Genomic DNA, 25056 nt, shown 5'->3' on the forward strand with positions numbered 1-25056 from the left:
GTAAACGTTACCGTTGGTGATGTTGTTAAAACAATAAAAGTGATTAAGCAATAATAAGTTATATTCAATATTTTTAAATTAAACTGCTCCTTAATTGGAGCAGTTTTTTTTTGTATCTAATTTTTTAATACATTTGAACTGTTAAACAACGATTTATGAAAAAAATTACGCTATTTCTATTTTGTTTTATTTCGCTAAATATACATTCTCAGGTTTCAATTTCTGAAGATTTTAACGCTTCAACTTCTTTGCCTTCTGGTTGGTCAGCAAGTAGATATTCAGGTTCTGTAACCCAAGCTTGTAGTGGTATTTCTTTTAGAAGTAGTTTGTATTCTGGTCCAACTTCATCTACAGGATGGTTGTCAAGTCCTAATTATACATCCGTATCAAACGGACAAAATGTTATAATAACTTTTGATTATAAAGTAGTAAATTTTTCTGCAGCAACAGTTGCAACTCCGGCAGGATGGGGAAACTTACAAGTACAAACATCTCAAGACAATGGAAGTACTTGGCTAACACAATTCACCATTAATGATTCAAATCATGTTGTTAGTAATAGTTGTGCAAATAAATCATTTACAATTCCAGCGGCTTCTGTTCCAAATGCTTCAAATTTTAAATTAAGATTTCTTTCTACTTGGACAGCTGGAGATTATTATTTTTATATTGATAACGTTAACGCATCACAATCTGCTTCTATACCAAATTGTAATGCCGTAATGACAACACCAACAAATTTAGCTACTAACGTAAGTGAAACTTCAAATTTAAACTGGTCAGCAGCATCAGGATTCCCAACTGGTTATATTTTAAAGGTTGGAACAACAACTAGTGGAACTCAAATCGTTAATAATGTAAATGTTGGAAATGTTACTTTTTATGATTTACCAATTTTATCTTATTCAACAACTTATTATGTTACTATAACACCTTATAATGGAAATGGAAATGCAATGGGTTGTACTCAATATTCATTTACAACAAATGCAGCTCCACCTATAGGTAATGTATGTGGAAATCCAATATTAATAACTTCTTTACCTTATAATACAACTGATAACACTGCTAACTACGGTGATGATTATTCTGGAGGGCAAGGATCAAATTGTGGAAGTAATACCCAGTTCTATTTAGATGGTGATGATGTAGTTTATAAATATACTGCAACTACTACTGGATTTATAAATATTAATCTAACACCGTCAACAGGTTCAGATGTATATTCTGGTATTTTTGTTTATGGAAGTTGTGCTGACATTGGTTCTAATTGTTTAGCTGGTGTTGCAAATGGAACAGCTACGGTTAGAACAATTAGTCAATTTCCAGTTACAAATGGACAATCATATTATATTGTGATTTCTACATTTGCAGCACCTCAATCCGTTGCTTATTCTTTAAATATTCAAGTAGCGACTTGTACTAATCCAATAGCAACTTATACTATTACTCCAGATTGTTCAGGTGGTAATACACAGTTTTTTATAAACACGAATGTAACTAGTTTTGGTTCTGCAACATCTGTTACTGTTTCTGATAATTTAGGAAGTACACCAGTTAGCATAAATTCGTTAGGTAATGTTCAGTTAGGACCATTTCAAAATGCGACCTCAGTTTTGGTTTCTATAACTAATAATCAAGATAGTTCTTGTGTTATAACAAGTCCTTTTATAACACAATCAAGCTGTCCTCCAAATAATGACAATTGTAGTGGAGCGATTAATTTGAATCCTGGAGCAAATTTTTCTCAAAACGAAATTACATCAGCTAATTTTGGAGCATTGGTATCAACAGTTCCAAATCCTGGCTGTACTGGTTCTGTATTTTTAGATGTTTGGTACAAAGTAACTGTTCCTTCAACTGGAAATATTACAGTAGAAACTAAACAAGAACCAGGTGGATTAACAGATACAGGATTGGCGTTATATTCAGGAAGTTGTTCTGCTTTAAGTTTATTGCAATGTGATAACGATAGTGGTTCAGATGCTTTTCATGCTAAAATTGCTTTAACAGGTAGAACACCAGGTGAAATAATTTATATTAGAGTTTGGGATTTTGGAGGAAATGATTTTTCTTTATTTAGAATTTCTGCTTATGATGGAACATTAAGTTCAGCTACTTTTGATAAAAGTAATTTGACATCATACCCAAATCCAGTAAAAGATTATTTTAAGATAAATTATTCTTCAAGAATTTCATCAGTAATAATTACAAATACTTTGGGGCAAGAAGTTTTTAGTCAAAAAATTAATGATAAGGAAGCTACTTTAGATTTATCAAAATTAGCTGCTGGAAATTATATAGTTACTTTAGAAATTGATGATTTTACAAAGACTATCAAAATAGTTAAACAATAACAAACAAAGCCACTTTTTTTAAAGTGGTTTTTTTAGAATTAAAGTATCTTTGTCAAATGAATTTTTCGTTTATCATACCCGTTTACAACCGTCCAGAAGAAACTAAAGAGCTTTTAGATAGTTTAGCTATTCAGTCTGATTTAGATTTTGAAGTGGTTATTATTGAAGATGGTTCAAAGAACACTTCAGAGGAAGTTGTAAAGATGTTTTCCTCAAAATTAAATATTAAGTATTTATTTAAAGAAAATACTGGACCAGGAGATTCAAGAAATTATGGTATGAAAAGAGCTTCTGGTGCTTATTTTATCATTTTGGATTCTGATTGTATTCTTCCAATTTCCTATTTTGAAAGTGTAAAAAAAGGGTTGAAGCAAAATTATGTGGATTGTTTTGGTGGACCAGATAAGGCTTTAGATAGTTTTTCTGATGTACAAAAAGCAATTAATTATGCTATGACTTCGTTTTTTACTACGGGAGGAATTCGAGGTGGAAGTGAAAAGGTAGAAAAATTTCAACCTAGAAGCTTTAACATGGGTTTATCTAAAAAAGCATTTGAAGAATCTAATGGTTTTGGAAACATTCATCCAGGAGAAGATCCAGATTTATCGATTAGACTTTGGAAAAAAGGGTATAAGACTACGTTAATTAAAGAGGCGTTTGTTTATCATAAACGAAGAATCGATTGGAATAAGTTTTTTATTCAAGTCAATAAATTTGGAAAAGCAAGGCCAATCTTAGATTTATGGTATCCTGAATATTCAAAAATAACGTTTTGGTTTCCTTCATTATTTTTGGTTGGAACCTTATTTGCTATTATAATTTCTTTTTTTCAATTTTACTTACCAATTTTACTACTTTTTGCATACTTTTTGATGCTATTCATTGATAGTACAATCAAAAATAAAAGCGCAAAGGTTGGAATGTTATCAGTTATAGCAACTTTTATTCAGTTTTATGGATACGGAAAAGGATATTTACTTTCATTTGTTAAGGTAAAGTTACTGAAGCAAGAACCCAAAAAAGCTTTTCCAGAATTATTTTTTAAATAATATGACAAAAATTATAGGTTTAACAGGAGGAATTGGTAGTGGAAAAACTACTGTTGCAAATTATTTAAAAGCTAAAGGAATTCCTGTTTACATAGCAGATCTTGAAGCTAGAAAAATTACTGAATCTAAAAAAGTCATAAATCAGATAGAAAAGGTATTTGGAGTTGATGTTATTGAAAATAATAAAGTGAATCGTGCCGTTTTAGCTACTATTGTTTTTAAGGATAAAGAAAAATTAGCACAGCTCAACGCAATTATTCATCCAGAAGTTAAAAAACATTTTAAAAAGTGGTTAAAAAGTAAGATAGACTGCAAGTTTGTTGTAAAAGAATCTGCAATTTTGTTCGAATCGGGTTCCTATGAAAATTGTGATGCAATTATTTTAGTAACAGCACCATTAGAAACACGTATAGAAAGAACAATGAAACGTGACAATGTAGATAGAGAAAGTGTTTTGCAGCGAATTAACAATCAAATGCCTGAAGAAGAAAAAAAAATAAAAAGCGATTATATAATTCAAAATACTTCCCTAAAAGACACTCATATTCAGTTAGATGAACTGTTAAATTATTTATAATAACCTAATTTAGGTACATTTTGTTAATGTTTGGTTAATATATATTCATTAATTATGTTAAAATACTAAATTTGTATTGATGAACAAAGCAAGATTTAGATTATTGGTTTTTTTTATGAGTGTATCATTAATAGGACTAATAGTAATTAAGTTTTATTGGATAAACCTGTTGCTACAAAAAAACAACGAACAGTTTAAGCAACATGTTCAGCAAGTTATTGGAAATGTATCACAAAAAATCAATGATAGAGAGTTTTATACTTTTTATAAAAGGTTTAATCAAATGGCAGATAGTCTTGGAAAACTACCTAAGCAAAGTGATATTAGAAATTTTTATTATATCTCAAAGAATAATAATACTAACGAAACCATAATTTATTCTAATTCAATAATTCCACAAGATTTTGATATAAAAGGAACGTTCTTTGATAAAAAAGCAGATTCATCCTCTATAAAATCATATGTTGCAGAGCGTAAAACGGAAGTTTATAATGGAAATGGAATTGATAATTCGTCAATAAGCTTAAGAAATACCCCAAATGTAACTATTGAAAACAAAGGAAATCTAGACATTCTAGACAGAGCACAATTTGAAATTTCATTTAAAGATGTAATGGCTCAAAAATCAATTTATGAGCGATTATCAAAAGATGATTTAGAACGAATTTTGTTTAACGAACTCAATAAATATGAAGTAAAAACACCATTTGAGTTTAGTGTTTATAACAATGGATTAGCTACAAAGTTAAAATCAGAGAATTTTAATTATGATAAGAATACCACATTTGGAGTACCTATTTTTCAAGATTTAGATGGTAATAGTCGTTATCAATTATTAGTGACTTTTCCTCAGAAAAACAAGTACGTTTTGTCTTCGATTTTTTGGGTCGTGGCGCTATCACTGATGTTGACTTTGATTATTATTTTGACTTATGTGAGTGCTTTAAAACAATTGATCACACAAAAACAAATTTCAGAAATTAAGACTGATTTTATTAATAATATGACTCACGAGCTAAAAACACCTATTGCTACAATTAATTTAGCTTTAGATGCTATAAAAAACCCTAAAGTCATTGATGATAAAGAGAAAGTACAGCGCTATTTGCAAATGATTAAAGATGAAAATAAACGGATGCATGCTCAAGTAGAAAATGTATTGCGTATTTCAAAATTAGAAAAGAAAGAATTAGATATCATTAAAGAACCTCATAATATTCATGAAATAGTTGAAGATGCGGTAGAACATATTGCTTTGATTATTGAAGATAGACAAGGAGAAATAACAACAGATTTAGAAGCAACAAGAACAACAACATTATTAAATGATTCTCACTTTACAAATGTGATTGTAAACATTTTAGATAATGCTATAAAATATTCGGTTGAGCGACCGATAATAAATATTCATACTGAAAATCTGCGAGATTTTATTCTAATTAAAATAAAAGACAACGGAATAGGAATGAGTAAATCAGCTCAAAAGAGAGTTTTTGAAAAGTTTTTTAGAGAACATACTGGTGATGTTCATAATGTAAAAGGTCATGGTTTAGGACTTTCTTATGTTAAACAAATTATAGATGACCACAACGGATATATTTCTGTTGAAAGTGAAAAAGGAAAAGGCAGTACTTTCACTATTAAAATGCCAATTATAAATTAAAGAAAAATATAAAATACTATGGAAGCAGCAAAAAAAATATTATTAGTTGAAGATGATCCAAACTTTGGAGCAATACTAAAAGATTATTTAATGTTAAATGATTTTGAAGTAACGCATGCCAAAAACGGAATGGAAGGTTTTGAAAAATTCAAAAAAGACACATATGATTTATGTATTTTGGATGTAATGATGCCTTACAAAGATGGTTATACTTTAGCTAGAGAAATTCGTGAAAAAAATCAAGATGTGCCAATTGTTTTTTTAACGGCAAAATCTATGAAAGAAGATGTGTTAAAAGGATATAAAGTTGGAGCAGATGATTATTTGAATAAGCCTTTTGATAGTGAAGTTTTATTGATGAAAATCAAAGCAATTATTCAAAGAAAAAGTGCTGAAACTAAACCAGATTCTACTGTTTTTGAATTTACAATTGGTAAATTTCATTTAAACTCTAAATTAAGGCAACTTTCGTTTGATGGTCAAGAACCTTCAAAATTATCTCCAAAAGAATGTGAATTACTTAAAATGTTAGCTTTACATGTTGATGATGTTATGCCAAGAGAATTGGCCTTAACAAAAATATGGAGAGACGATAACTACTTTACTTCAAGAAGTATGGATGTTTACATTGCTAAACTCCGTAAATACTTAAAACCAGATGAAAATGTAGAAATACTAAATATTCATGGTGAAGGATTTAGATTGGTTATAAAGAAATAAATGACCCTGTAATATTGAAAGCTCTAAGAAATTAGGGCTTTTTTTATTCAATTATATTTGAACGAAAACGATTTCACGTTATCTATTTTAGGCTTAAATAGTTAATTTGTAATTAAAATGGCATTTCTTTTAAATAGTAATAATTATTTAAGAATTTTTCTGATAAATTTAAGTAATTTAGCTGATAATACTAAAAATTTGATCTATGAATACTTCATTTGCAGAAATTCCAGAAGAATATAAAATAAAAGAGTTAATACATCAAAAAAGTTATTTGGTATCAGGCGACTTAAAAACTTGGGAAGGAGAAACTACAGAAGTTTTTTCTACAATATCATCTACTTCAGCATATAAACCAACATTATTAGGTAGTATTCCAAATCTAGGTAAAAAGGAAGCTTTGGAAGCATTAGATTCAGCTTGTTTGGCTTATGATAAAGGGCAAGGTTTATGGCCAACAATGAAGGTTATAGACCGAATAAAATGTATGGACACGTTTGTAAAAATGATGAAAACCAAACGTAGCGAAATCGTAAAACTTTTAATGTGGGAAATTGGCAAAAATTTAGCCGATTCTGAAAAAGAATTTGATAGAACTATCGAATACATTTATGATACTATCGAAGATTATAAAAACATGGACAGAGATAGTGCCAAATTCAGTAAAAGTGACGGTATAAATGCTCATATTAGACGTGGACCGTTAGGAGTTGTACTTTGTTTAGGACCTTATAATTATCCTTTAAATGAAACTTTTTGCCTGCTTATTCCTGCATTAATTATGGGAAACACAGCAATTTTTAAGCCTGCAAAACATGGAGTTTTACTTATAACACCACTTCTAGAAGCTTTTCAAAAGAGTTTTCCAAAAGGAGTAATTAATGTTGTTTTTGGTAGAGGAAGAACAGTTGCATCACCAATAATGGAAACAGGAAAAGTTGATGTTTTAGCTCTAATAGGAAATAGTGTTTCTGCTAATGCTTTGCAATCTATTCATCCTAAAAAGAATAGATTAAGGTTGGTGTTAGGTTTAGAAGCTAAAAATCCTGCTATTGTTTTGCCTGATGCCGATTTAGATTTAGCTATTGATGAATGTATTGCTGGAACATTATCTTTTAATGGACAAAGATGTACCGCTTTAAAAGTACTTTATGTTCATAAAGATATTATTGAAGATTTTAATAAACGTTTTTCGGCTAGAGTTGATGCTTTAAAATTTGGCAATCCATGGGAAGCAGGTGTTAAATTAACTCCTTTACCTGAAAAAGAAAAACCAGCTTATATTCAAGAATTAATTGATGATGCAATTAATTTAGGAGCAAAAATCATAAATGATAAAGGTGGAAATATTACAGATAATTATATTTTTCCAGCTGTAATGTATCCTGTAAATAAAAAAATGCGTTTGTATAAAGAAGAGCAATTTGGACCAATTATTCCGATTTTGTCATTTACTAATATTGAAGAACCTTTAGATGATATGGCTGAATCAAATTATGGACAACAAGTCAGCGTATTTGGAAAAAACACAAATACACTCGCACCATTAATTGACACTTTAGTGAATTTGGTCTGTAGAGTTAATTTAAATAGTTCATGTCAAAGAGGACCAGATGTTTATCCTTTTACAGGGAGAAAAGATTCAGCTTACGGAACATTAAGTGTTCATGATGCACTGCGTACTTTTTCAATAAGAACATTTGTGGCTTCTAAGGACAATGAATATAATAATGCTATTTTAAATGAATTATTAGATAAAAAAGCCTCAAACTTTATAAGTACAGATTATATTTTGTAAAACCGAAAGCTCTAAGAAATTAGGGCTTTTTTTATATAAATTATTCAAACTTTATCCCTAAACTTATTTGAAACCTATTTGCTTTTCCAAAATAGTCTTCATAGTCTTTATTGGTATTTATATTTAAATTTGTAAATATATAATTGAAGCCTACAAAAGTAGAAAACGTTTTAGTAAAGTTATAATTCAATAAAGTTCCTAATCTTACTTCGGTACCTTCTTGAATACCAAAATTTCTATTGTTAGATTTATATTTATTACTTACATAACCATAACCAATTGTAGGAATGACTTTAAAATTATTGTAAACAGTAACATCATAATCAAATTCACCATAAATTACTGAAAAATTTACATGGTTAATATCTCCAACATTTGAAATACTAGTTACTTTATATTGAGAAAATTCATAACCAGCATTAAAATTTAAAGCACCATATGAAACAAGTGATAAGTTAGCATTTAAACCTGATTTAGAGTCAAAATCTTTAGCTAAAGAATGATTGCCAGTTTGAATAGATATGACATAATTAAGTCTAAAATAAGGCTCAAAACTGATTTTTTTTACCGATTTGTTTTCTTGGCAATAAAAGCTTTGACTACTTAAAAGTAAAAGTAAAACTAAAAGTATATTCTTTTTCATCGAAAAGCTTTTAATAAGTTAAGATGTAATTAATAGGTTGATCGCTGATGCTTAAATTGACATTATTTTCCTCTAAAAGCATAGTTGTATAATTAAAAACAGAATATTTTAGAGTGAAATTTTGATTTTTAAATAATGAGAAATAAGTTTGTAAATCATAATAATTTTCAAGATTTGAATCTGGATTTAAATTTTCATTTTGGGTATAAACTTGACCAATAATTTCAATTTTCCTTAATTCTTTATTTTGAGTTACTTGATTTAACTCAATATTAAAATTAGTGATTTCGTTATATTTAGCTAACTTGATTTCATTTAAAACCAATTTATAATCAATAAAATTTTCTGGTTTGATGTTGAATATATTTTTACTCAAATAGCCAGTAATATAATTGTTTTCACTGTTGAAAGAAAGAGAAAAATTTTGAACATCTGGTTTTGGAAAAATCATTTTGATAAAACCATTTTTGTCAGAAATTGAACTTGAAATAGTTTCTCCATTACTATTTCCATAGAATAAAGTTTTACTTTCATTAGTACTCACATAAATAGAAAATTCTTCATTTGCAATAGCATTTCCATTAGAATCAACTAGTTTAGTTTCAATAATATATCTTGTTTCTAAATCATATGGAATACTGCAAGAATAGAAAGAGAAGATAAAAAACAAAACAATACAATTTTTCATACAAAAGTTTATTTAATGATAGATGATAAAAAAACTATTTAGTTGCGTTATTCAAAAAACTATTTTTTATTTCCACTCAATTTTTAAAGCATAAGCAATTTTGTCTTCTTTTGAAATAGTAAATACACTTTCATTTTCGATTGATGACTTGCTTATTTCAGCTTCATCATTTAAATTAAGTTCACGCATAAAGTTCATGTCAAAGGCTTTGACTTTACTTAATAATAAATTTTTAGGGTTTTCAAAATCCAAACACCATTCTAAATATTTTACATTGTTAGCATGATTTACAACATCTAAATCTGAGAAAAGTACTTTTTTATTTCCTACAACGTTTAAATCTGAACCAATTGTTATTTTATCAGTATTTTTTTGAGTAGCATCACTTTTAAATTTTTCAAAATGATTGTGTGGTAAGACTAAACTATCTGGTTTCCTTGTTTTGGTATTGATAACAACCCAAAAAGTTTCGCAACCTATAATCTTTTCTTCATTTAAATAAAACTCAACACAACGAATAGAACGTGAATTCTCTAAAGTTTTTATCCAAGTTTTAACAACAACTTTATCACGCCATTTGGGCAATTTAGCTATTTCTAATCGCATTCTACTTACAACCCAAGCTTGGTTTTTTGTTTGCATATCAGAATAACTAATTCCACCTAAATCGGCATGATTTCCTGCAACAATTTGAATAAAATTACATAAATCAGTGTACTTTAATAAACCATTTGGATAGCAGTTTAAAAAAGATAATTCGAATTCTTGTTCGTATATTGAAGTGAAATTAGGACTAATTGGCATTTTTTATTTTTTCTGAAATTGTATTAATAATTTTTGAATTTTCCGTTTGAAAATCAAACCAAATTGTGTTTTCATTACGTTTAAACCAAGTCAATTGACGTTTGGCAAATCTTCGGGTATTCATTTTTATTTGTTCGATAGCATTCCCGAGTAATCGGTAATCTTCTGAACTTTCAACCTTACTTGATTGTTTTCTTTCATCAAAATAATCAAACAATTCTCGATATCCAACCGTTTGTAAAGCATTTAATGTTTTGTTTGGATAAACTCTTTTGGCTTCTTCAAGTAATCCGTCGTTCATCATATTATCAACTCTTTGATTTATTCTATTGTACATAATTTCTCGTTCAGCTTCCAATCCAATGACAATTGGAATGAAATTTCTTTGATTTTTTTTCTGATTTAAAAATGATGAATATGGTAAATCTGAAGCCAAACAAACTTCTACAAAACGCATCATTCGTTGAGGATTTTGTAAGGTTTGAGGATTTTCATTTAAAAGAGTAGCGTAGTAGTTACTATCTAATTCTTTCAATTTATTCTGAAGAAATTCCAAACCTTTTTCTTCATATTGATTTCTTACATTTTCCCGAATTTCATTTGAAACTTCAGGAAAATCATCAAAACCTTGTAAAATAGCATTCACGTATAAACCTGAACCACCAACAACAATTTGAATGTTATTTTCTTTGAATAATTCTTTTAATTTGGAAATTGCTTCTTTCTCAAAATCACCAACTGTATAATTTTCAAAAATTGATTTGTTTTGGATAAAATGATGGTTGGAAGCTGCTAATTCTGTCTCATTTGGAACTGCTGTACCAATTTTCATTTCCTTAAAAAACTGACGACTATCGCACGAAAGGATATCACAACCAAAATGTTGAGCCAATTTAATACTTAAAGCAGTTTTTCCAATTGCTGTCGGACCAACAATCACGATTAGATAGTTATTCATTATTTAATTCATTTCCACAATTGTAACAATAAGAGGCTTTTTTTCTTTGATCATTTTTACCACAAGCAGAACAAGATTTGTCTGTTTTAGTAGAAACAATTACGCCAATACGATTTTTTTTGGTCATTGAATATTCAGCTGAGACAATTCCAGTTGGTACAGCAATAATCCCGTATCCTAATATCATTACGAAAGAAGCAATAAATTGTCCCAAGGGTGTTATTGGAGAAATATCTCCATAACCAACAGTTGTTAAAGTAACAATAGTCCAATAAATACTTATTGGAATGCTTGTAAATCCACTTTCTGCACCTTCAATAACATACATTAAAGAACCGATAAAAACAGCACTAATAAGCACGAAATAAATGAATACTACAATTTTGCCTCTACTAGCAACCATAGCTTCTTTTAAATGTAATGATTGCCCTGTAAATTGTGGGTGATTAAGAATCTTAAATAAACGCAACAAACGAAATGCTCTAACAATAGACAATACACTTGATCCTACTATAAAAAGAGACATGTACATTGGTAAAACAGCTACTAAATCAATTATACCATAAAAGCTAAATATATATCTTAATGGTTTTTTTGTAGTAATAATTCTTAAAATATATTCAACCGTAAAGAAAATAGTAATAACCCATTCTAAAAAGACAACTTCTTTATGATATTTAGTATCAAAACCTTGAACAGTTTCTAACATTACTAGTATTACACTTAATACAATAACGCCTAAAAGAATTAAATCAAAGAGCCTTCCAGAAACTGTATTAGTTCCGTAAATTATAATAAAGGCCTTTTGTCTTAATTTTTCAAAAAGAGATTTTTTTCTCACCATTTTAATTAAATATATTCAAAGATAATCAATTAAAATTTCACAATTTTAAGGTTCTTGTTTTTTCGCATATACGATTGAATAATAGAACGTGTATCTCTATTATTCTGCATAGGAATGATTAGATTTTTAAGAATTTCGATGTTACTTATTTGGTAATTCAAATCATAAAAACAATAGCCTTTATAAACACCATTTTCTATAAGAATTGCACTTCTTTCAGAATTAGTTCTACCTCTATCTATGATAACCATATTGTTACTTTCAAAAGAGTTATTCTGAATAAAATCTTGGACTCTTTTGTTATATTCTTCTGGGTTTTCTTTTTCAATACAAGCTCCAAAACATTGATTTATATCATATTGAAAACAACTTTTTTTAGTATCATAAATCCCATTGACTTTTTGGCATAAATTGTATTTTTCCGTAATGCTAAACAAAGCATTTTTACCTTCTTGAAGCGACGTAAATGAAGTTATTTCTTTTTTTCTGCCATCGGTTTTGGTTACTTTTAGAGCAATATAACCTTCTTTATTTTTTTCAGAATACATAGCCCAATTGAACAAGGTTTTGCGTTGAGCTCTATTATAAATGGGTTTGTTTATTTTGATTTCTTCGCTTTCTTTCAACAGTGCAATTAATTCAGAACCCGTTTCTTCATAAGTCACAGCATAAACCTGTTTTTGAATTTTGATGGACTTTGAAACTTTTGAGGTAAAGTGTTGATTAATTCTGTTTTTAATATTTTTACTTTTTCCAATGTAAATTAAATCACCTTTTTCATTGTGAATGTAATAGATTCCGACTTTATTAGGTAAACTTTCAACAATATCAAGAAGTTTTGGAGCCATTCCAGGTTTAACTTCTGTTTTGATGTAGCTTTTAACGATTTCTTTTGTGGAATCTTTTGAAAGTAAAAGTTTAAATAACTTTACGGTTGCTAAAGCATCGCCACTTGCACGATGTCTATCTGTCACAGGAATTCCAAGGGAACGAACTAATTTCCCCAAGCTATAAGAAGCTTGTTCAGGAATTAATTTTTTGGATAATTCAACCGTACAAATAGTTGGACGAATGTATTTATAACCTAAACGGTCAAATTCGGTTCTTAAAATTCTATAATCAAATGATGAATTGTGAGCTACTACAATGCAACCTTCAGTAATTTCAATAATTCTTTTGGCTACTTCGTGAAATTTTGGAGCAGAACGTAACATGGCATTGTTAATTCCGGTTAGTTTAACCACAAAAGGTTGAATCGGTTTTTCGGGATTAACAAGACTAATGAATTGATCGATTACTTCATGTCCATTGTATTTGTAAATAGCAATTTCGGTAATTCCTTCTTCATTAAATTGTCCACCAGTAGTTTCTATGTCGAGGATTGCGTAAATTTTCTTTTTCTTTAGGATTGTAAAGAAACAAAGTTACAAAGTTGGAAAGTATTTTTGCTATCTTTTCTCTATTTTATTTTTGCTATTTTCTTCCTCCAAAAATACTACTTCCAATTCTTACCATTGTGCTTCCACATTCAATTGCAAGTTGATAATCACCACTCATTCCCATTGAGAGAGTGTTCAGTTGATAGTGTTCAGTTTTCAGTTTTTCAAGAATTGATTTTAAATGAAGAAATTCTTTTTTAATTTGGTTTTGATTTTCAGTGAAAGTTGCCATTCCCATTAAACCAACTATTTTGATGTTTTCGTATTTGTTTTTATCATCTTTAACTTGTTTTAGAATCACATTCAATTCATTTTCATCTAAACCAAATTTTGTTTCTTCTTCGGCAATATGCATTTGCAATAACACATCAATAACTCGATTGTGTTTTTTGGCTTGTTTGTTTATTTCATTAAACAATTTTAGACTATCAACACCATGAACCAAACTCACATATTCAGCCATATATTTGACTTTATTAGTTTGAACGTGACCAATCATTTGCCATTGAATATCTTTGGGCATTTCTTCCCATTTTTCGGTCATTTCTTGGATTTTGTTTTCTCCAAAAATACGTTGACCAGCTTCATAAGCTTCCATCAAATCTGACACAGGTTTAGTTTTTGAAACTGCAACAAGTGTTACGTTTGCTGGTAATTGTGACTTAATAGTTTGTAAGTTGTTTGCTATTGACATTCTTTTTATTTTTTTGGAACATGGATTTAAGAAATTTTAAAAATTTTAATAATTTCTTAAATCTGTATTCCTTTTTTAATTATTTTAAAATTACAACTCATAAACCATCAAGCCACTCCTGAATTTAGGTTCAATATATGTACTTTTTGGTGGCATGATTAAATTGTTGTTTGCAAAGGATTTAATTTCATTGATGTTTGAAGGATAAAGCATAAAACCAACTTCAAATTCTCCTTCATCAATTACTAGTTTTATAGCTGCAATAGATTGTTTTCCAGAGATATAATCAATTCTTTCGTCATTTCTTAAATCTTCAATTCCTAATATAGGATTTAAAACTTTATTGTAAAGAATTTGAGCGTCTAAATTTTCTAAAATACTGGTTTCATGATTGCTTATCTTGTAAAATAGAGCGTAAAAATTTCCGTCTAGATACATTCCGAATTCGAACTTATCTTGTGGTTTCCATAATTCTTGCTCTTTAATTTTAATGATGAAATTTTCTTCTAATTTTTTTAAAAACTCTTCTTTAGAATTTCCATTTAAATCACGAACAATTCTATTGTATTCATAAATTTTCACATTACTTTCTGGAATTAAAAAACTCATAAAATAGCGTAAATTTCTATTTTGAGAATGCTTATCCTCTTCATAAAGCAATTCTGCAGAAGCCGAACGATGATGTCCATCTGCAATATATAAATTGGGAATATTTTCGAAATGTTCTTGCAGCCAATTAATGTCGTGCTCTGTTTCTATTTTCCAAAGCGAATGTTTTTCTTTATTTGTTGTTGTAAACTGATATAAAGGTTCGTTTTGTTTTTTGAGTAAAATCCAAGTATTTAATTCAACACTGTCTGGATAAGTTATTAAAACGGGTTCTGTATTAAATCCGGTTTGATGCAAATAATCTTTAAACATCTCTACACGATATTGCAACGTGTCTTCGTGTTTTTTTATAACATCATTTTGATAATCTTGTACAGAAGTTCCAGCAATTATTCCAGTAAATCTATCTGATTTGGTTTTAATCTCGTAAACATAAAAAACAGAACTTTCTTCTTGAATAAATATTTTTTCGTTTTTAAAATCTTGATATTTTAAAGCAACACCCTTAAAACGTTTGTCTAAAGTTATTTTTTGAGCATTTACATAGGCAGGATTTATAACATGTAAGAAAGAATATGGATTAAAATTTAACGATGCGGCTAATTCAGCAGAACTGTAATCGTCGTAATTTCTACACGAAACTAAACCAACCTTATCAGATGCAGGACGAACGGCTTTAAAAGGAATTATTTTGCTCATTTATTCAATTGATAATTGACAATTAACAATTGATAATCAGTACAAATTATCAATTATCAATTATCCATTGTTAATTATTTTGAAAATTGTTTTGAAACTTTCTCTGCTTTTCTGCTTTCTGCATAATCATAGAAACCTTCTCCAGATTTTGCACCTAATTTTCCAGCCATCACCATATTAACTAATAAAGGACAAGGAGCATATTTTGGGTTTTTGAAACCATCATACATTACATTTAATATTGAAAGACAAACGTCTAATCCAATAAAATCGGCTAATTGTAACGGTCCCATTGGATGAGCCATTCCCAATTTCATAACTGTATCAATTTCTTCAACACCAGCAACACCGTTATATAAAGTTTCAATAGCTTCGTTTATCATTGGCATTAAAATTCTATTTGCCACAAAACCAGGATAATCGTTAACTTCTGTTGGAGTTTTACCTAATTTCACTGATAAATCCATAATGATTTTAGTCACTTCATCAGAAGTTGAATAACCACGAATGATTTCGACCAATTTCATAATTGGCACTGGATTCATAAAATGCATTCCAATAACGCGTTCTGGATGAACTACTTGTGCTGCAATTTGCGTAATAGAAATTGAAGAAGTGTTTGATGCTAAAATCACATTATGATCACAAGTATCACTTAATTCTTTAAAAATTTTCATTTTTAACCCCACATTTTCTGTGGCAGCTTCAACTACTAAATCACAACCAACAACACCATCTTTAATATCAGTATAAGTTATGATGTTTGAAATTGTTTTGTGTTTATCGTCTTCAGATATTGTTCCTTTTGAAACCATTCTGTCTAGGTTATTAGCAATCGTTGCCATTCCTTTTTCTAATGATTTTTCAGAAATATCGATTAATTTTACAGTAAATCCTGATTGAGCAAAGGTATGAGCAATTCCATTACCCATTGTTCCAGCTCCAATTACAGCTATTTGTTTCATTATTTATATTTAATATTTATGACTTATTTTATTTAGTTCTTTTAATGTTTTTTGTGAATTTGGATTAAATGTCTTTACCCAAAATGTAATAACATAATCAAAACCAGATTTTTCTTTTTGTTTAGCCTCTAAATGTATTATTGAAAATGATAATGTATTGTTATTATTAATTCTGTTTTTAAAATCTATAAAAAAGGATTGTTTATTTACAATTGACCTTCCTGCAGAACCAGTTATGAATACTATCTTTTCATTGTTAAAATCAATTAATTTGTCATTATTATTTAAAATATTAATTATTTTTTGTTCATTAATATTTAATTTATTGTTAGAATTTATTCCTAGAGAGTCTAATGATATATTATTTTCATTTATTTCTTTTTTGACATCATCAATTTTAATTTTTGAACTATTTTGTAAAAAAGAACTAATACAAATAAAAAAAAAGATCAAGTGAAAACATTTCATATTCTAAACTTTATTTTATTTACTTTTCGTTCATAGAATCAATAATCATATAAGCTACTCTCAAAGCCTCTGTACCATCTTCTAATGTTACAACTGGAGTTGTGTTGTTTTTAATTGCATCAGCAAAAGTGTCTAATTCATCTAAGATAGCATTATTTACATTTACTTCTGGGTTATCAAAATAGATTTGTTTTTTCTCTCCTTCTGCATTTTGTAAAATCATATCAAAATCACCAGGAACTTCTGGAGCTTCTTTCATTTTCACAACTTCACAAATTTTTTCTAAGTAATCAACCGAAATATAAGCGTCTTTTTGAAAGAAACGAGATTTTCTCATATTCTTCATCGAAATTCTACTTGAAGTAATGTTGGCAACACAACCATTTTCAAACTCAATTCGAGCATTGGCAATATCTGGAGATTGACTCAAAACAGAAACGCCACTTGCATGAACCGCTTTTACTTTCGATTTTACAACACTCAAGATGGCATCAATATCGTGAATCATTAAATCTAAAACCACAGGAACATCTGTACCTCTTGGGTTGAATTCAGCCAAACGATGTGTTTCAATAAACATAGGACTTTCGATTTGATCTTTCACAGCAATGAAAGCAGGATTGAATCGTTCTACGTGTCCAACTTGTCCTTTTACATTATATTCTTTGGATAAAGCAATAATTTCTTCTGCTTCTTCAACAGTTGTAGAAATTGGTTTTTCTATAAAAACATGTTTACCACTTTTAATTGAAACTTTAGCACATTTATAATGAGAGAGAGTAGGCGTTACAATATCAACTACATCAACTGCGTGAATTAATTTAGCAATAGTATCAAACTGTTTATACCCAAATTCGGCTGCAACTTTTTTTCCGTTTTCTTGATTTTCATCATAAAAACCAACTAATTCATATTTTTCAGATTGTTGTAATAATCGTAAATGTATTTTTCCAAGATGACCAGCACCTAAAACTCCGACTTTTATCATAAAAATTAAATTTTATCAAAAGTACTAAATATATAAGAAATTCCAATAGTAGAAATTCCAAATTCCAATTTAAAGGGATAAAAAAGAACTATTTTATTTAATCTATATATTTTGGAATTTGGGATTTGCTTTTTGGAATTTTTAGGTATATTTTTACCCCTAAAATTATAACCCAAGTTGAAAAATACATCCAAACATCAAGGACTTCGAAATCAATTAGCTAAACTTCTTGAAGAAAAAGGAATTACAGATAAAAATGTTTTAGAAGCTATAAAAACTATTCCAAGGCATTTATTTTTGAATTCAAGTTTCGAGGATTTTGCATATCAAGACAAAGCCTTTCCAATTGGTGCTGATCAAACTATTTCACAACCTTATACTGTTGCTTTTCAAAGCCAACTTTTAGATGTAAAAAAAGATGATACTATTCTTGAAATAGGTACAGGAAGTGGTTATCAAACGGCTGTTTTATGCACTATGGGCGCAAAAGTTTATACTATTGAACGGCAAAATGAATTATTTAAAAAAACATCTCTTTTATTACCAAAATTAGGCATAAGACCTAAGCGAGTAATTTTTGGAGATGGTTATAAAGGTTTACCTGAATTTGCCCCTTTTGATAGTATAATTGTAACTGCTGGAGCACCTTTTATTCCACAACCTTTGATGGCTCAATTGAAAATTGGAGGAAAATTAGTCATACCTTTGGGAGAAGAGCATCAAATTATGACGATGTTGATTCGTAAGAATGAAACCCAATTTGAAAAACATGAATTTGGTGAATTTAGATTTGTGCCATTATTGGAAAATAAGAATTAAAAGCGAATTTTTTTGATGAAATTCGTTTAAATTATTGTTTAATTATTGAAATATATCTTTCTAAACAATCTTTTTCTATTTGAGCAATTAACATTAAAAAATCTTCTTTATTGTTAGAAATTTGAGCTATTTCCAATGCTTTATAATACCTCATTCTTGAATCATAATCTCCTTTGATATTTGCAATTACATAACCATGTTGTAAAAGTATAAGATTCATAATTAAACGAGAAGTTCTTCCATTTCCATCTATAAAAGGATGAATAGTTACTAAGCGCTCGTGCATTTCTGCTCCTAGAATAATAGGATGCAACTTGTTTTTGTTTTCTAAAAACCAGATAAAGTAATCTTCCATAGCTTTTGCAACCAAATAAGGTTGTGGTGGCATATGAGCGCTACCTTTTATCATAACTTGCACTTTTCTATACTTGCCAGCATCTTCTGGAATAATCCCTCGAAGTATTAAGTTGTGAATGGATAGTACTTCTCTTTCATTAAGCTGAAAATTTCTTTCTATTAATTGTTTGATGTAGTTAATTGCTTCTTGATGATTAATCGCTTCAAGATGCTCTCTCATGCTTTTTCCTGAAACAGTTAATCCTTCATTGACAACTAAATCAGTTTCTCTTAATGTTAAAGTATTTCCTTCAATTTTATTGCTTTCAAAAGTGTATTCTAATTCTAATGCTTGAGCAATTCTAAAACTATCAAATTGACGAAAATTATCTAATTTTTTTTTTAATAAATCTATTTCAGCTAAAATATTTTGAAGATTTTTTGAAAGAGGTTTCCTTTTAAAGGCTGCATTATAAATTGCTTCTTCTTCGGCTAATTGTAATGCCTTTAAACCAAATTCTTCATCTTTAATTTCATATAATATTTTTTCTTTAATCCATTCAATAATTAAAGTTTCATAATTAATTTCTAAAATTTCGGATAGTTTTTTTATTTGCTCTTTCGTTGGTTTTCTTGAACCACTCTCGAATTTGCTTATTAATGCCTGGTCAATACCAATAAGTTGAGCTAACTCACGAGTTTTTAGATTTTTTTGTTCTCTAGCATTTTTTAATAAAGAATTCATTTTTAATGACTTTTAATTTCTTGACAAATTTAGTCATAAATTTTAATAAAAAAAACCTAAAACGATTTTTTTATACGATCAATATCTCTCTTAGAGTCATTTTCTTTCAGAGTTTCACGTTTATCGTAGTTTTTCTTTCCTTTGGCTAGAGCGATTTCTAATTTAGCAAATCCTTTTTCGTTAGTATATAGTTTCAAAGGAACAATTGTTAAACCTTTGTTTTGACTATCTTTTTCTAACTTCTTCAATTCTTTTCTATTCAATAATAATTTACGTTCACTTTTAGATTTGTGATTGTAATGTGTTCCGTATTGATATTCTTCAATATGTGAATTGATAATGAAAAGTTCGTTGTTATGAAATTCACAAAAACTTTCTGCAATAGATGCTTTTCCCAATCGAATTGATTTTATTTCAGTTCCAGTCAGAACAATACCAGCATTATACTTGTCTAATATTTCATAGTCAAATTTAGCTCTTTTGTTAAATATGTTAATGGTTTTTTGCATGTGAATGCAAATGTAAGGTAAAACATTAAAAATGCAATAAAATTTTAACCTTTAAAATAATTTTTAAACAATGATTTTTATCATTTAATAAGCTTTTTGTTGTCAATAAATTTGCATTATAATTTTAAAACAATAACAAAATGAAAAAATTAATTTTAATTGCAGTAGTATCATTATTTAGTCTTGCAACATTTGCTCAAGAAGGTTTACAAGGAACTTGGTGGGCTGCGGGTCAAGTGTCATTTGGTTCTGAAAAAACAGGAGATGTTAAATCAACTTCTAATATGATTTTACCAATTATTGGATATTTTGCAACACCTTCTGTTACTTTTGGTTTGGGAGTAGGTAATATTTCTAACAAATCTGAGAATGGTTCTTTAACAACATCTGAAAATAGCACTTTAGTAGTGAAACCTTTAGTAAGAAAATATTGGAATGTAAGTGGTAACTTATATTTCTATGGTCAAGCAGCTTTACCTGTAATGATGGGAAAAGATAAGATTTCAGATGATAAAATGACATCATTTGGATTAGAAGTTTCACCGGGTTTTGACTACATTGTAAATAAATGGTTGACTGTTGAAACATCATTTACTATATTAAATGTAAATTCTACAACTACAACTCCAAAAGTAGGAGACAAAACTACAGAATTTAATTTTAATGCAAACCCAATGAATTCTGTTGCTGATAGAACTTTCGGAAACTTACAAGTAGGAGTTAAGTTTTTATTCTAAAAAAAAAAAGTCATAAAAAAAGGTCGCATTTTGCGACCTTTTTTTATTTTAATTATATTCATTAAGTTTGTTTAAATTATTATAAGTTTGTTTAAATTATTATTTATGAAAAAGAATTTTATATTAAGTCTGATTGTTTTATTTTCTGCTTTGACTTTTGCCCAAACAACTTGTAATTCTGGTATGGCAGGTATTTTTCCGTGTAACAATATAGATTTAATGTCTAACATGACAAAAACACAGTTGGGTGGTTTGATAAATGCTGAATTTAATGATATTTGGGGCTGGACAGATCCTTTAGATAATAAAGAATATGCAATAATTGGATTGACAAGTCACACAGCATTTGTAAATATTTCTAACCCGACTACTCCAATTTATTTAGGAAAACTGCCTACTGCTACATCAAATAGTATTTGGAGAGATATAAAAGTTTATAATAACCATGCTTTTATTGTAAGCGAAGCTTCTGGTCATGGAATGCAAGTTTTTGATTTAACTAGATTAAGGAATATTACTTCACCACAAACATTTACATCAGACGCTCATTATACAGGATTTGGAAATTGTCATAATATTTCTATTAATGAAGCTACCGGTTTTGCTTATGCAATAGGCACAAGTACATTTTCTGGTGGACCTCATTTTATAAACATTCAAAATCCTGTAACGCCTATTGCAGCAGGTGGTTATAGTGCTCAAAATTATTGTCATGATGCGCATATTGTTACTTATAATGGGCCAGATACACAACACATAGGGAAAGAAATATTTTTTGGTGCCAATGAAGATAAAGTAGTTGTAGTTGATGTGTCAAATAAAACAAATCCAATATTATTATCAACTTTTACTTATTAAAATACTTCATATACGCACCAAGGTTGGTTAACAGGTGATCATAAATATTTTATGGTTGGTGATGAATTAGATGAAACTAATTTTGGGTTTAATACTAAAACAATTATTATTGATATGACCGATTTAGATTTACCTGTTTTGAAATCTAATTATTTTGGAACAACTCCAGCAATAGACCATAACGGATATACAAAGGGAAATGAGTTTTATTTAGCAAACTACAGAGCCGGTCTACGTTTAATTGATATAACTTCTATCAACTCTGGAACAATTTCTGAAATTGGTTTTTTTGATACGTTTCCAACAAGTAATTCTAATTCTTTTAATGGTGCTTGGAGTGTTTACCCTTATTTTGCAAGCGGAAATATTATTGTAAGTGATATTGAAAGAGGGTTGTTTGTATTAAGAAAAGGGGCTACTTTATCTAATGAAAGTTTTGATAAACAAACTTTTAGTATGTATCCAAATCCATCAAAAGAATATTCAAAAATAACTTCTAATGAAATGATTTATTCAGTTAATATTTTCAATACTATTGGACAAAAAATTAAATCTTTTGAAAATATAAATTCAAATGAATTTGAAATTAATACTTCAAATTTCTCTAATGGATTATATATGATAGTTATAAACAAAACGATTTCTAAAAAATTAATAATTGAATAATGAAAAAAATAATAGTTTTATTTTCTTTATTGCTTATTGTATCATGTAATGATGATGAATCCACTATAAAGGATAATGCATTTGAAGGTGAGAAAATATGGTCTAAATCTTTTGGTGGTTCTGATTTTGAAGAGATTCATGGAGTGATTGCTACTCAAGATGGAGGTTTTGTAGTAATTGGTGATACTAAAAGTAGTAATGGTGATATTACTGACAAAAGATATGCATTTGAAGATATTTGGTTGTCTAAATACGATTCTGAAGGAAATTTGCTGTGGAGTAAAACATATGGTGGTTCTGAAGATGATTTAGGTTACAGCGTAATTGAAAATACTGATGGAACTTTAGTGGTTGCTGGATATAGTAAAAGCAGTGATGGTGAAGTACCAAGTAATCTCGGAATGCATGATTTTTTTGTATTTAAAACAGATTCACAAGGAAACCTTATCTGGGCAAAAAGTCATGGATTTATGAGTCACGATCATGCTCATAAAATAATTAATACTTCAGATAGTGGGTATTTTGTTGTTGGCTATGTTGATTATGCTGGAATTGGAAGAAATAATAAAGGAGTTTTACATGGAGTTGGAGAGTTTTATGGTCAAAAATTAGATGCTAATGGAAATAAACTATGGGATTGCTATTTTGGAGGAACACAAAACGATAGGGTTTTTGATGTAGTTGAAGCCAATGATGGTGGATTTGTAATGGTTGGATATTCTGAAAGTAGTGATTTTGACGCTGATGATAATCACGGTAGTTATGATTATTGGGTTGTGAAAGTAAATACTGTTGGAGATTTAGTTTGGAAAAAATCATATGGTGGTTCAGAATTAGACCAAGCTTATGGAATTGTGAAAAATATAAATAATACTTATATCATTACTGGAACATCCAATAGTATGGATGGACATATTTCTTCAAATAAAGGTGCTAATGATGTTTGGGTAATTAGTATCGACGATAGTGGTACTTTGTTATGGGAAAAAACATTTGGAGGTTCTAGTTTTGATACATCAAATTCAATTCGAATGATATCTAATGGCAATTTTTTAATTTCTGGTCATACAAGGAGTATGGATGGTGACATTACAGAAAATAAAGGAGAAAATGATTTTTGGGCATTTACAATTAGTCCAAATGGTAAAATGTTATGGCAAAAAACTTTTGGAGGTACAAATTTCGACTTCGGTTATGACGCAGTAGAGTTGAAAGATAAAGGTTATGTTTTGGTTGGTCAAACCGAAAGTAATGATTTAGATATCCCTCAAAATAAAGGATTAAGTGATTTGTTAATAATCAAAATACATTAATATTTATGGCCATGTTTTAATTTTTTTTGTTGGTAAAAATTATTTTGTAAAATTATAAATTATTTTATTTTAAATTAAAAAAATACTATATTCGTAATAATTAAACTAATAACTTATCATATGCATAAAAAATATTTAAAAATTGTAGTTTTTTCATTATTTGTAGTAGTTTCGTGTACAGACGATGCAAATATTGAAGTAGAAAAGTCAACCATTACTTTTAACAAAGATCCACTTTCTACAAAACTAATTAACGAATCAATAAATGAATCTGTAAAAAGCACAGGTAAATTTTATTGGAAAAATGCATCATTACAAATGTTATGGAGTGCTACTCAACACGGTAACAAATTAGTAACAATTGGTTTTGGAACAGATATTAATGATTTTGATAAATCTAAATCGCCAAAAGCACAAGAAATTGAAACTGAATTATTAACCTTAATAGCAAATTCAGAAAAAACAGAGATTCAAAAATTTTTAGTAAATAAAGATGAATTTTTAAATTTAATTGATGTTGTTCTAAACGAACCAGAAACATTAGAATTATTAAGAAGAAACCCAAATATAAGATATATCGAACCAGCTGATTATAAGTATTTTCAATTTGAAGCAGAAAACAACACATATAAATCTTCAAGTTCAGGAGGTTCGGGTTGTGGATTTGATACTGCAACTCTAAGTACTGCGGATTATACAACAGTTACTCCAAATGCAAAAGCACCTTGGACATTCTATAAGCACAATATTCCTAGTGCATGGAGTTTTAGTTCTGGTGCTGGAATTACTGTAGGGGTAATTGATACTGGGGTTTCTCCAAATCAAGTTTTAATGGGAAGTAGCTTTAATAATGGACTTTCTTCGGGAAGAACTATTCAAAAATATGGTACTTATGTAGATTCAATTTGGCCTTGGAGTACTTCAACAGACGGACCAAATGACCAATGTGGCCATGGAACAAGTATGGCATCAACAGTTGCAGCTCCAAGAAATAATACTGGAATGCCAGTTGGAGTCGCTTACAATGCAAATTTAATTACTTACAGAGCAGCTTCAAATGTTGTTTTAGATGGGTATCAGGAGCAAAAAGGTGTGCAAAACGCATTTACT

At 28.9% G+C, this 25056-nt stretch carries 24 protein-coding genes and 1 pseudogene; 12 read left to right on the forward strand and 13 right to left on the reverse strand.

Going from position 1 to position 25056, the window contains the following annotated elements:
• Window positions 1-155: 155 nt before the first annotated feature.
• From AACZ53_RS05825 to AACZ53_RS05850, 6 genes are all read left to right on the forward strand, one after another.
• Entirely contained in the window at window positions 156-2357 is a 2202-nt protein-coding gene (locus AACZ53_RS05825) for a T9SS type A sorting domain-containing protein (RefSeq protein WP_339835715.1), read from the forward strand.
• 56 nt (window positions 2358-2413) lie between these two features.
• On the forward strand, window positions 2414-3406 hold the full coding sequence (locus AACZ53_RS05830; protein WP_339835717.1) for a glycosyltransferase: 993 nt from the start codon (window positions 2414-2416) through the stop codon (window positions 3404-3406).
• A 1-nt stretch (window position 3407) separates the two neighbouring features.
• Complete coding sequence (gene coaE, locus AACZ53_RS05835) at window positions 3408-3983, forward strand: dephospho-CoA kinase (RefSeq protein WP_339835720.1); 576 nt, start codon at window positions 3408-3410, stop codon at window positions 3981-3983.
• Window positions 3984-4062: 79 nt separating this feature from the next.
• A complete protein-coding gene (locus AACZ53_RS05840) occupies window positions 4063-5646 on the forward strand; it encodes a HAMP domain-containing sensor histidine kinase (RefSeq protein ID WP_339835722.1) in 1584 nt (527 codons plus the stop codon).
• Window positions 5647-5664: 18 nt separating this feature from the next.
• Entirely contained in the window at window positions 5665-6366 is a 702-nt protein-coding gene (locus tag AACZ53_RS05845; RefSeq protein ID WP_339835724.1) for a response regulator transcription factor, read from the forward strand.
• A 205-nt stretch (window positions 6367-6571) separates the two neighbouring features.
• On the forward strand, window positions 6572-8164 hold the full coding sequence (locus AACZ53_RS05850; RefSeq protein WP_339835727.1) for an NADP-dependent glyceraldehyde-3-phosphate dehydrogenase: 1593 nt from the start codon (window positions 6572-6574) through the stop codon (window positions 8162-8164).
• 40 nt (window positions 8165-8204) lie between these two features.
• Here AACZ53_RS05850 and AACZ53_RS05855 read toward each other — a convergent pair whose 3' ends face one another.
• From AACZ53_RS05855 to AACZ53_RS05905, 11 genes are all read right to left on the reverse strand, one after another.
• On the reverse strand, window positions 8205-8807 hold the full coding sequence (locus AACZ53_RS05855; protein ID WP_339835730.1) for an outer membrane beta-barrel protein: 603 nt from the start codon (window positions 8805-8807) through the stop codon (window positions 8205-8207).
• A gap of 10 nt (window positions 8808-8817) precedes the next feature.
• The gene (locus tag AACZ53_RS05860) at window positions 8818-9495 is read right to left on the reverse strand and encodes a hypothetical protein (RefSeq protein WP_339835733.1); all 678 of its coding nucleotides are present in this window, start codon (window positions 9493-9495) and stop codon (window positions 8818-8820) included.
• 66 nt (window positions 9496-9561) lie between these two features.
• The gene (locus tag AACZ53_RS05865; RefSeq protein ID WP_339835736.1) at window positions 9562-10299 is read right to left on the reverse strand and encodes an acyl-ACP thioesterase domain-containing protein; all 738 of its coding nucleotides are present in this window, start codon (window positions 10297-10299) and stop codon (window positions 9562-9564) included.
• Window positions 10289-11257, reverse strand: coding sequence for a tRNA (adenosine(37)-N6)-dimethylallyltransferase MiaA (gene miaA / locus AACZ53_RS05870; protein ID WP_339835739.1), 969 nt, complete (start codon window positions 11255-11257; stop codon window positions 10289-10291). Before miaA ends, AACZ53_RS05865 begins: the two co-directional genes overlap by 11 nt.
• Window positions 11250-12101 (reverse strand): ion transporter, encoded by an 852-nt coding sequence (locus tag AACZ53_RS05875; RefSeq protein ID WP_339835742.1) that lies wholly within the window; start codon window positions 12099-12101, stop codon window positions 11250-11252. Before AACZ53_RS05875 ends, miaA begins: the two co-directional genes overlap by 8 nt.
• A gap of 29 nt (window positions 12102-12130) precedes the next feature.
• Window positions 12131-13492: an exonuclease domain-containing protein gene (locus AACZ53_RS05880; protein WP_339835777.1), complete on the reverse strand. Its 1362-nt coding sequence runs from the start codon at window positions 13490-13492 to the stop codon at window positions 12131-12133.
• Between the two features lie 82 nt (window positions 13493-13574).
• Window positions 13575-14234, reverse strand: coding sequence for a YggS family pyridoxal phosphate-dependent enzyme (locus AACZ53_RS05885; protein WP_339835745.1), 660 nt, complete (start codon window positions 14232-14234; stop codon window positions 13575-13577).
• A 90-nt stretch (window positions 14235-14324) separates the two neighbouring features.
• The gene (locus AACZ53_RS05890) at window positions 14325-15542 is read right to left on the reverse strand and encodes a DUF1015 domain-containing protein (RefSeq protein ID WP_339835748.1); all 1218 of its coding nucleotides are present in this window, start codon (window positions 15540-15542) and stop codon (window positions 14325-14327) included.
• A 74-nt stretch (window positions 15543-15616) separates the two neighbouring features.
• A complete protein-coding gene (locus tag AACZ53_RS05895) occupies window positions 15617-16507 on the reverse strand; it encodes a 3-hydroxybutyryl-CoA dehydrogenase (RefSeq protein ID WP_339835751.1) in 891 nt (296 codons plus the stop codon).
• A gap of 9 nt (window positions 16508-16516) precedes the next feature.
• Complete coding sequence (locus AACZ53_RS05900) at window positions 16517-16975, reverse strand: hypothetical protein (protein WP_339835753.1); 459 nt, start codon at window positions 16973-16975, stop codon at window positions 16517-16519.
• Window positions 16976-16994: 19 nt separating this feature from the next.
• Complete coding sequence (locus AACZ53_RS05905) at window positions 16995-17963, reverse strand: Gfo/Idh/MocA family oxidoreductase (RefSeq protein WP_339835756.1); 969 nt, start codon at window positions 17961-17963, stop codon at window positions 16995-16997.
• Between the two features lie 177 nt (window positions 17964-18140).
• Between AACZ53_RS05905 and AACZ53_RS05910 the strand changes: the two genes are divergently transcribed.
• On the forward strand, window positions 18141-18782 hold the full coding sequence (locus AACZ53_RS05910) for a protein-L-isoaspartate(D-aspartate) O-methyltransferase (RefSeq protein WP_339835759.1): 642 nt from the start codon (window positions 18141-18143) through the stop codon (window positions 18780-18782).
• 31 nt (window positions 18783-18813) lie between these two features.
• On the opposite strand, the gene AACZ53_RS05915 is transcribed toward AACZ53_RS05910, so the two are convergent.
• The gene (locus AACZ53_RS05915; RefSeq protein ID WP_339835762.1) at window positions 18814-19863 is read right to left on the reverse strand and encodes a Fic family protein; all 1050 of its coding nucleotides are present in this window, start codon (window positions 19861-19863) and stop codon (window positions 18814-18816) included.
• 56 nt (window positions 19864-19919) lie between these two features.
• Window positions 19920-20372 carry an SsrA-binding protein SmpB gene (smpB, locus tag AACZ53_RS05920; protein ID WP_339835765.1) on the reverse strand — a complete coding sequence of 151 codons (453 nt, stop codon included), beginning with the start codon at window positions 20370-20372 and terminating at the stop codon, window positions 19920-19922.
• 140 nt (window positions 20373-20512) lie between these two features.
• On the opposite strand from smpB, the gene AACZ53_RS05925 reads away from it, so the two are divergent.
• The 5 genes and pseudogenes from AACZ53_RS05925 to AACZ53_RS05945 form a co-directional block, all read left to right on the forward strand.
• Window positions 20513-21109, forward strand: a complete 597-nt coding sequence (locus AACZ53_RS05925) for an outer membrane beta-barrel protein (RefSeq protein ID WP_339835768.1) — start codon at window positions 20513-20515, stop codon at window positions 21107-21109.
• A gap of 105 nt (window positions 21110-21214) precedes the next feature.
• Window positions 21215-22366: pseudogene (locus AACZ53_RS05930) on the forward strand (choice-of-anchor B family protein); the annotation flags it as partial.
• A gap of 57 nt (window positions 22367-22423) precedes the next feature.
• The gene (locus tag AACZ53_RS05935; RefSeq protein WP_339835779.1) at window positions 22424-22633 is read left to right on the forward strand and encodes a T9SS type A sorting domain-containing protein; all 210 of its coding nucleotides are present in this window, start codon (window positions 22424-22426) and stop codon (window positions 22631-22633) included.
• Window positions 22633-23946, forward strand: a complete 1314-nt coding sequence (locus tag AACZ53_RS05940; RefSeq protein ID WP_339835771.1) for a hypothetical protein — start codon at window positions 22633-22635, stop codon at window positions 23944-23946. The genes AACZ53_RS05935 and AACZ53_RS05940 overlap by 1 nt, the downstream gene beginning before the upstream one ends.
• 120 nt (window positions 23947-24066) lie before the next feature.
• Window positions 24067-25056, forward strand: a 990-nt coding sequence (locus AACZ53_RS05945; protein WP_339835774.1) for a S8 family serine peptidase, incomplete at its 3' end; no start/stop codon positions are given.

It is taken from the genome of uncultured Flavobacterium sp. (assembly GCF_963975005.1).
Lineage (GTDB): Bacteria > Bacteroidota > Bacteroidia > Flavobacteriales > Flavobacteriaceae > Flavobacterium.

Coding starts and splice junctions, on each gene's coding strand:
- AACZ53_RS05825 (WP_339835715.1), top strand. CDS start 156: ATGAAAAAAATTACGCTATTTCTATTTTGTTTTATTTCGCTAAATATA.
- AACZ53_RS05830 (WP_339835717.1), top strand. CDS start 2,414: ATGAATTTTTCGTTTATCATACCCGTTTACAACCGTCCAGAAGAAACT.
- coaE (WP_339835720.1), top strand. CDS start 3,408: ATGACAAAAATTATAGGTTTAACAGGAGGAATTGGTAGTGGAAAAACT.
- AACZ53_RS05840 (WP_339835722.1), top strand. CDS start 4,063: ATGAACAAAGCAAGATTTAGATTATTGGTTTTTTTTATGAGTGTATCA.
- AACZ53_RS05845 (WP_339835724.1), top strand. CDS start 5,665: ATGGAAGCAGCAAAAAAAATATTATTAGTTGAAGATGATCCAAACTTT.
- AACZ53_RS05850 (WP_339835727.1), top strand. CDS start 6,572: ATGAATACTTCATTTGCAGAAATTCCAGAAGAATATAAAATAAAAGAG.
- AACZ53_RS05855 (WP_339835730.1), bottom strand. CDS start 8,807: ATGAAAAAGAATATACTTTTAGTTTTACTTTTACTTTTAAGTAGTCAA.
- AACZ53_RS05860 (WP_339835733.1), bottom strand. CDS start 9,495: ATGAAAAATTGTATTGTTTTGTTTTTTATCTTCTCTTTCTATTCTTGC.
- AACZ53_RS05865 (WP_339835736.1), bottom strand. CDS start 10,299: ATGCCAATTAGTCCTAATTTCACTTCAATATACGAACAAGAATTCGAA.
- miaA (WP_339835739.1), bottom strand. CDS start 11,257: ATGAATAACTATCTAATCGTGATTGTTGGTCCGACAGCAATTGGAAAA.
- AACZ53_RS05875 (WP_339835742.1), bottom strand. CDS start 12,101: ATGGTGAGAAAAAAATCTCTTTTTGAAAAATTAAGACAAAAGGCCTTT.
- AACZ53_RS05885 (WP_339835745.1), bottom strand. CDS start 14,234: ATGTCAATAGCAAACAACTTACAAACTATTAAGTCACAATTACCAGCA.
- AACZ53_RS05890 (WP_339835748.1), bottom strand. CDS start 15,542: ATGAGCAAAATAATTCCTTTTAAAGCCGTTCGTCCTGCATCTGATAAG.
- AACZ53_RS05895 (WP_339835751.1), bottom strand. CDS start 16,507: ATGAAACAAATAGCTGTAATTGGAGCTGGAACAATGGGTAATGGAATT.
- AACZ53_RS05900 (WP_339835753.1), bottom strand. CDS start 16,975: ATGAAATGTTTTCACTTGATCTTTTTTTTTATTTGTATTAGTTCTTTT.
- AACZ53_RS05905 (WP_339835756.1), bottom strand. CDS start 17,963: ATGATAAAAGTCGGAGTTTTAGGTGCTGGTCATCTTGGAAAAATACAT.
- AACZ53_RS05915 (WP_339835762.1), bottom strand. CDS start 19,863: ATGAATTCTTTATTAAAAAATGCTAGAGAACAAAAAAATCTAAAAACT.
- smpB (WP_339835765.1), bottom strand. CDS start 20,372: ATGCAAAAAACCATTAACATATTTAACAAAAGAGCTAAATTTGACTAT.
- AACZ53_RS05925 (WP_339835768.1), top strand. CDS start 20,513: ATGAAAAAATTAATTTTAATTGCAGTAGTATCATTATTTAGTCTTGCA.
- AACZ53_RS05935 (WP_339835779.1), top strand. CDS start 22,424: ATGTATCCAAATCCATCAAAAGAATATTCAAAAATAACTTCTAATGAA.
- AACZ53_RS05940 (WP_339835771.1), top strand. CDS start 22,633: ATGAAAAAAATAATAGTTTTATTTTCTTTATTGCTTATTGTATCATGT.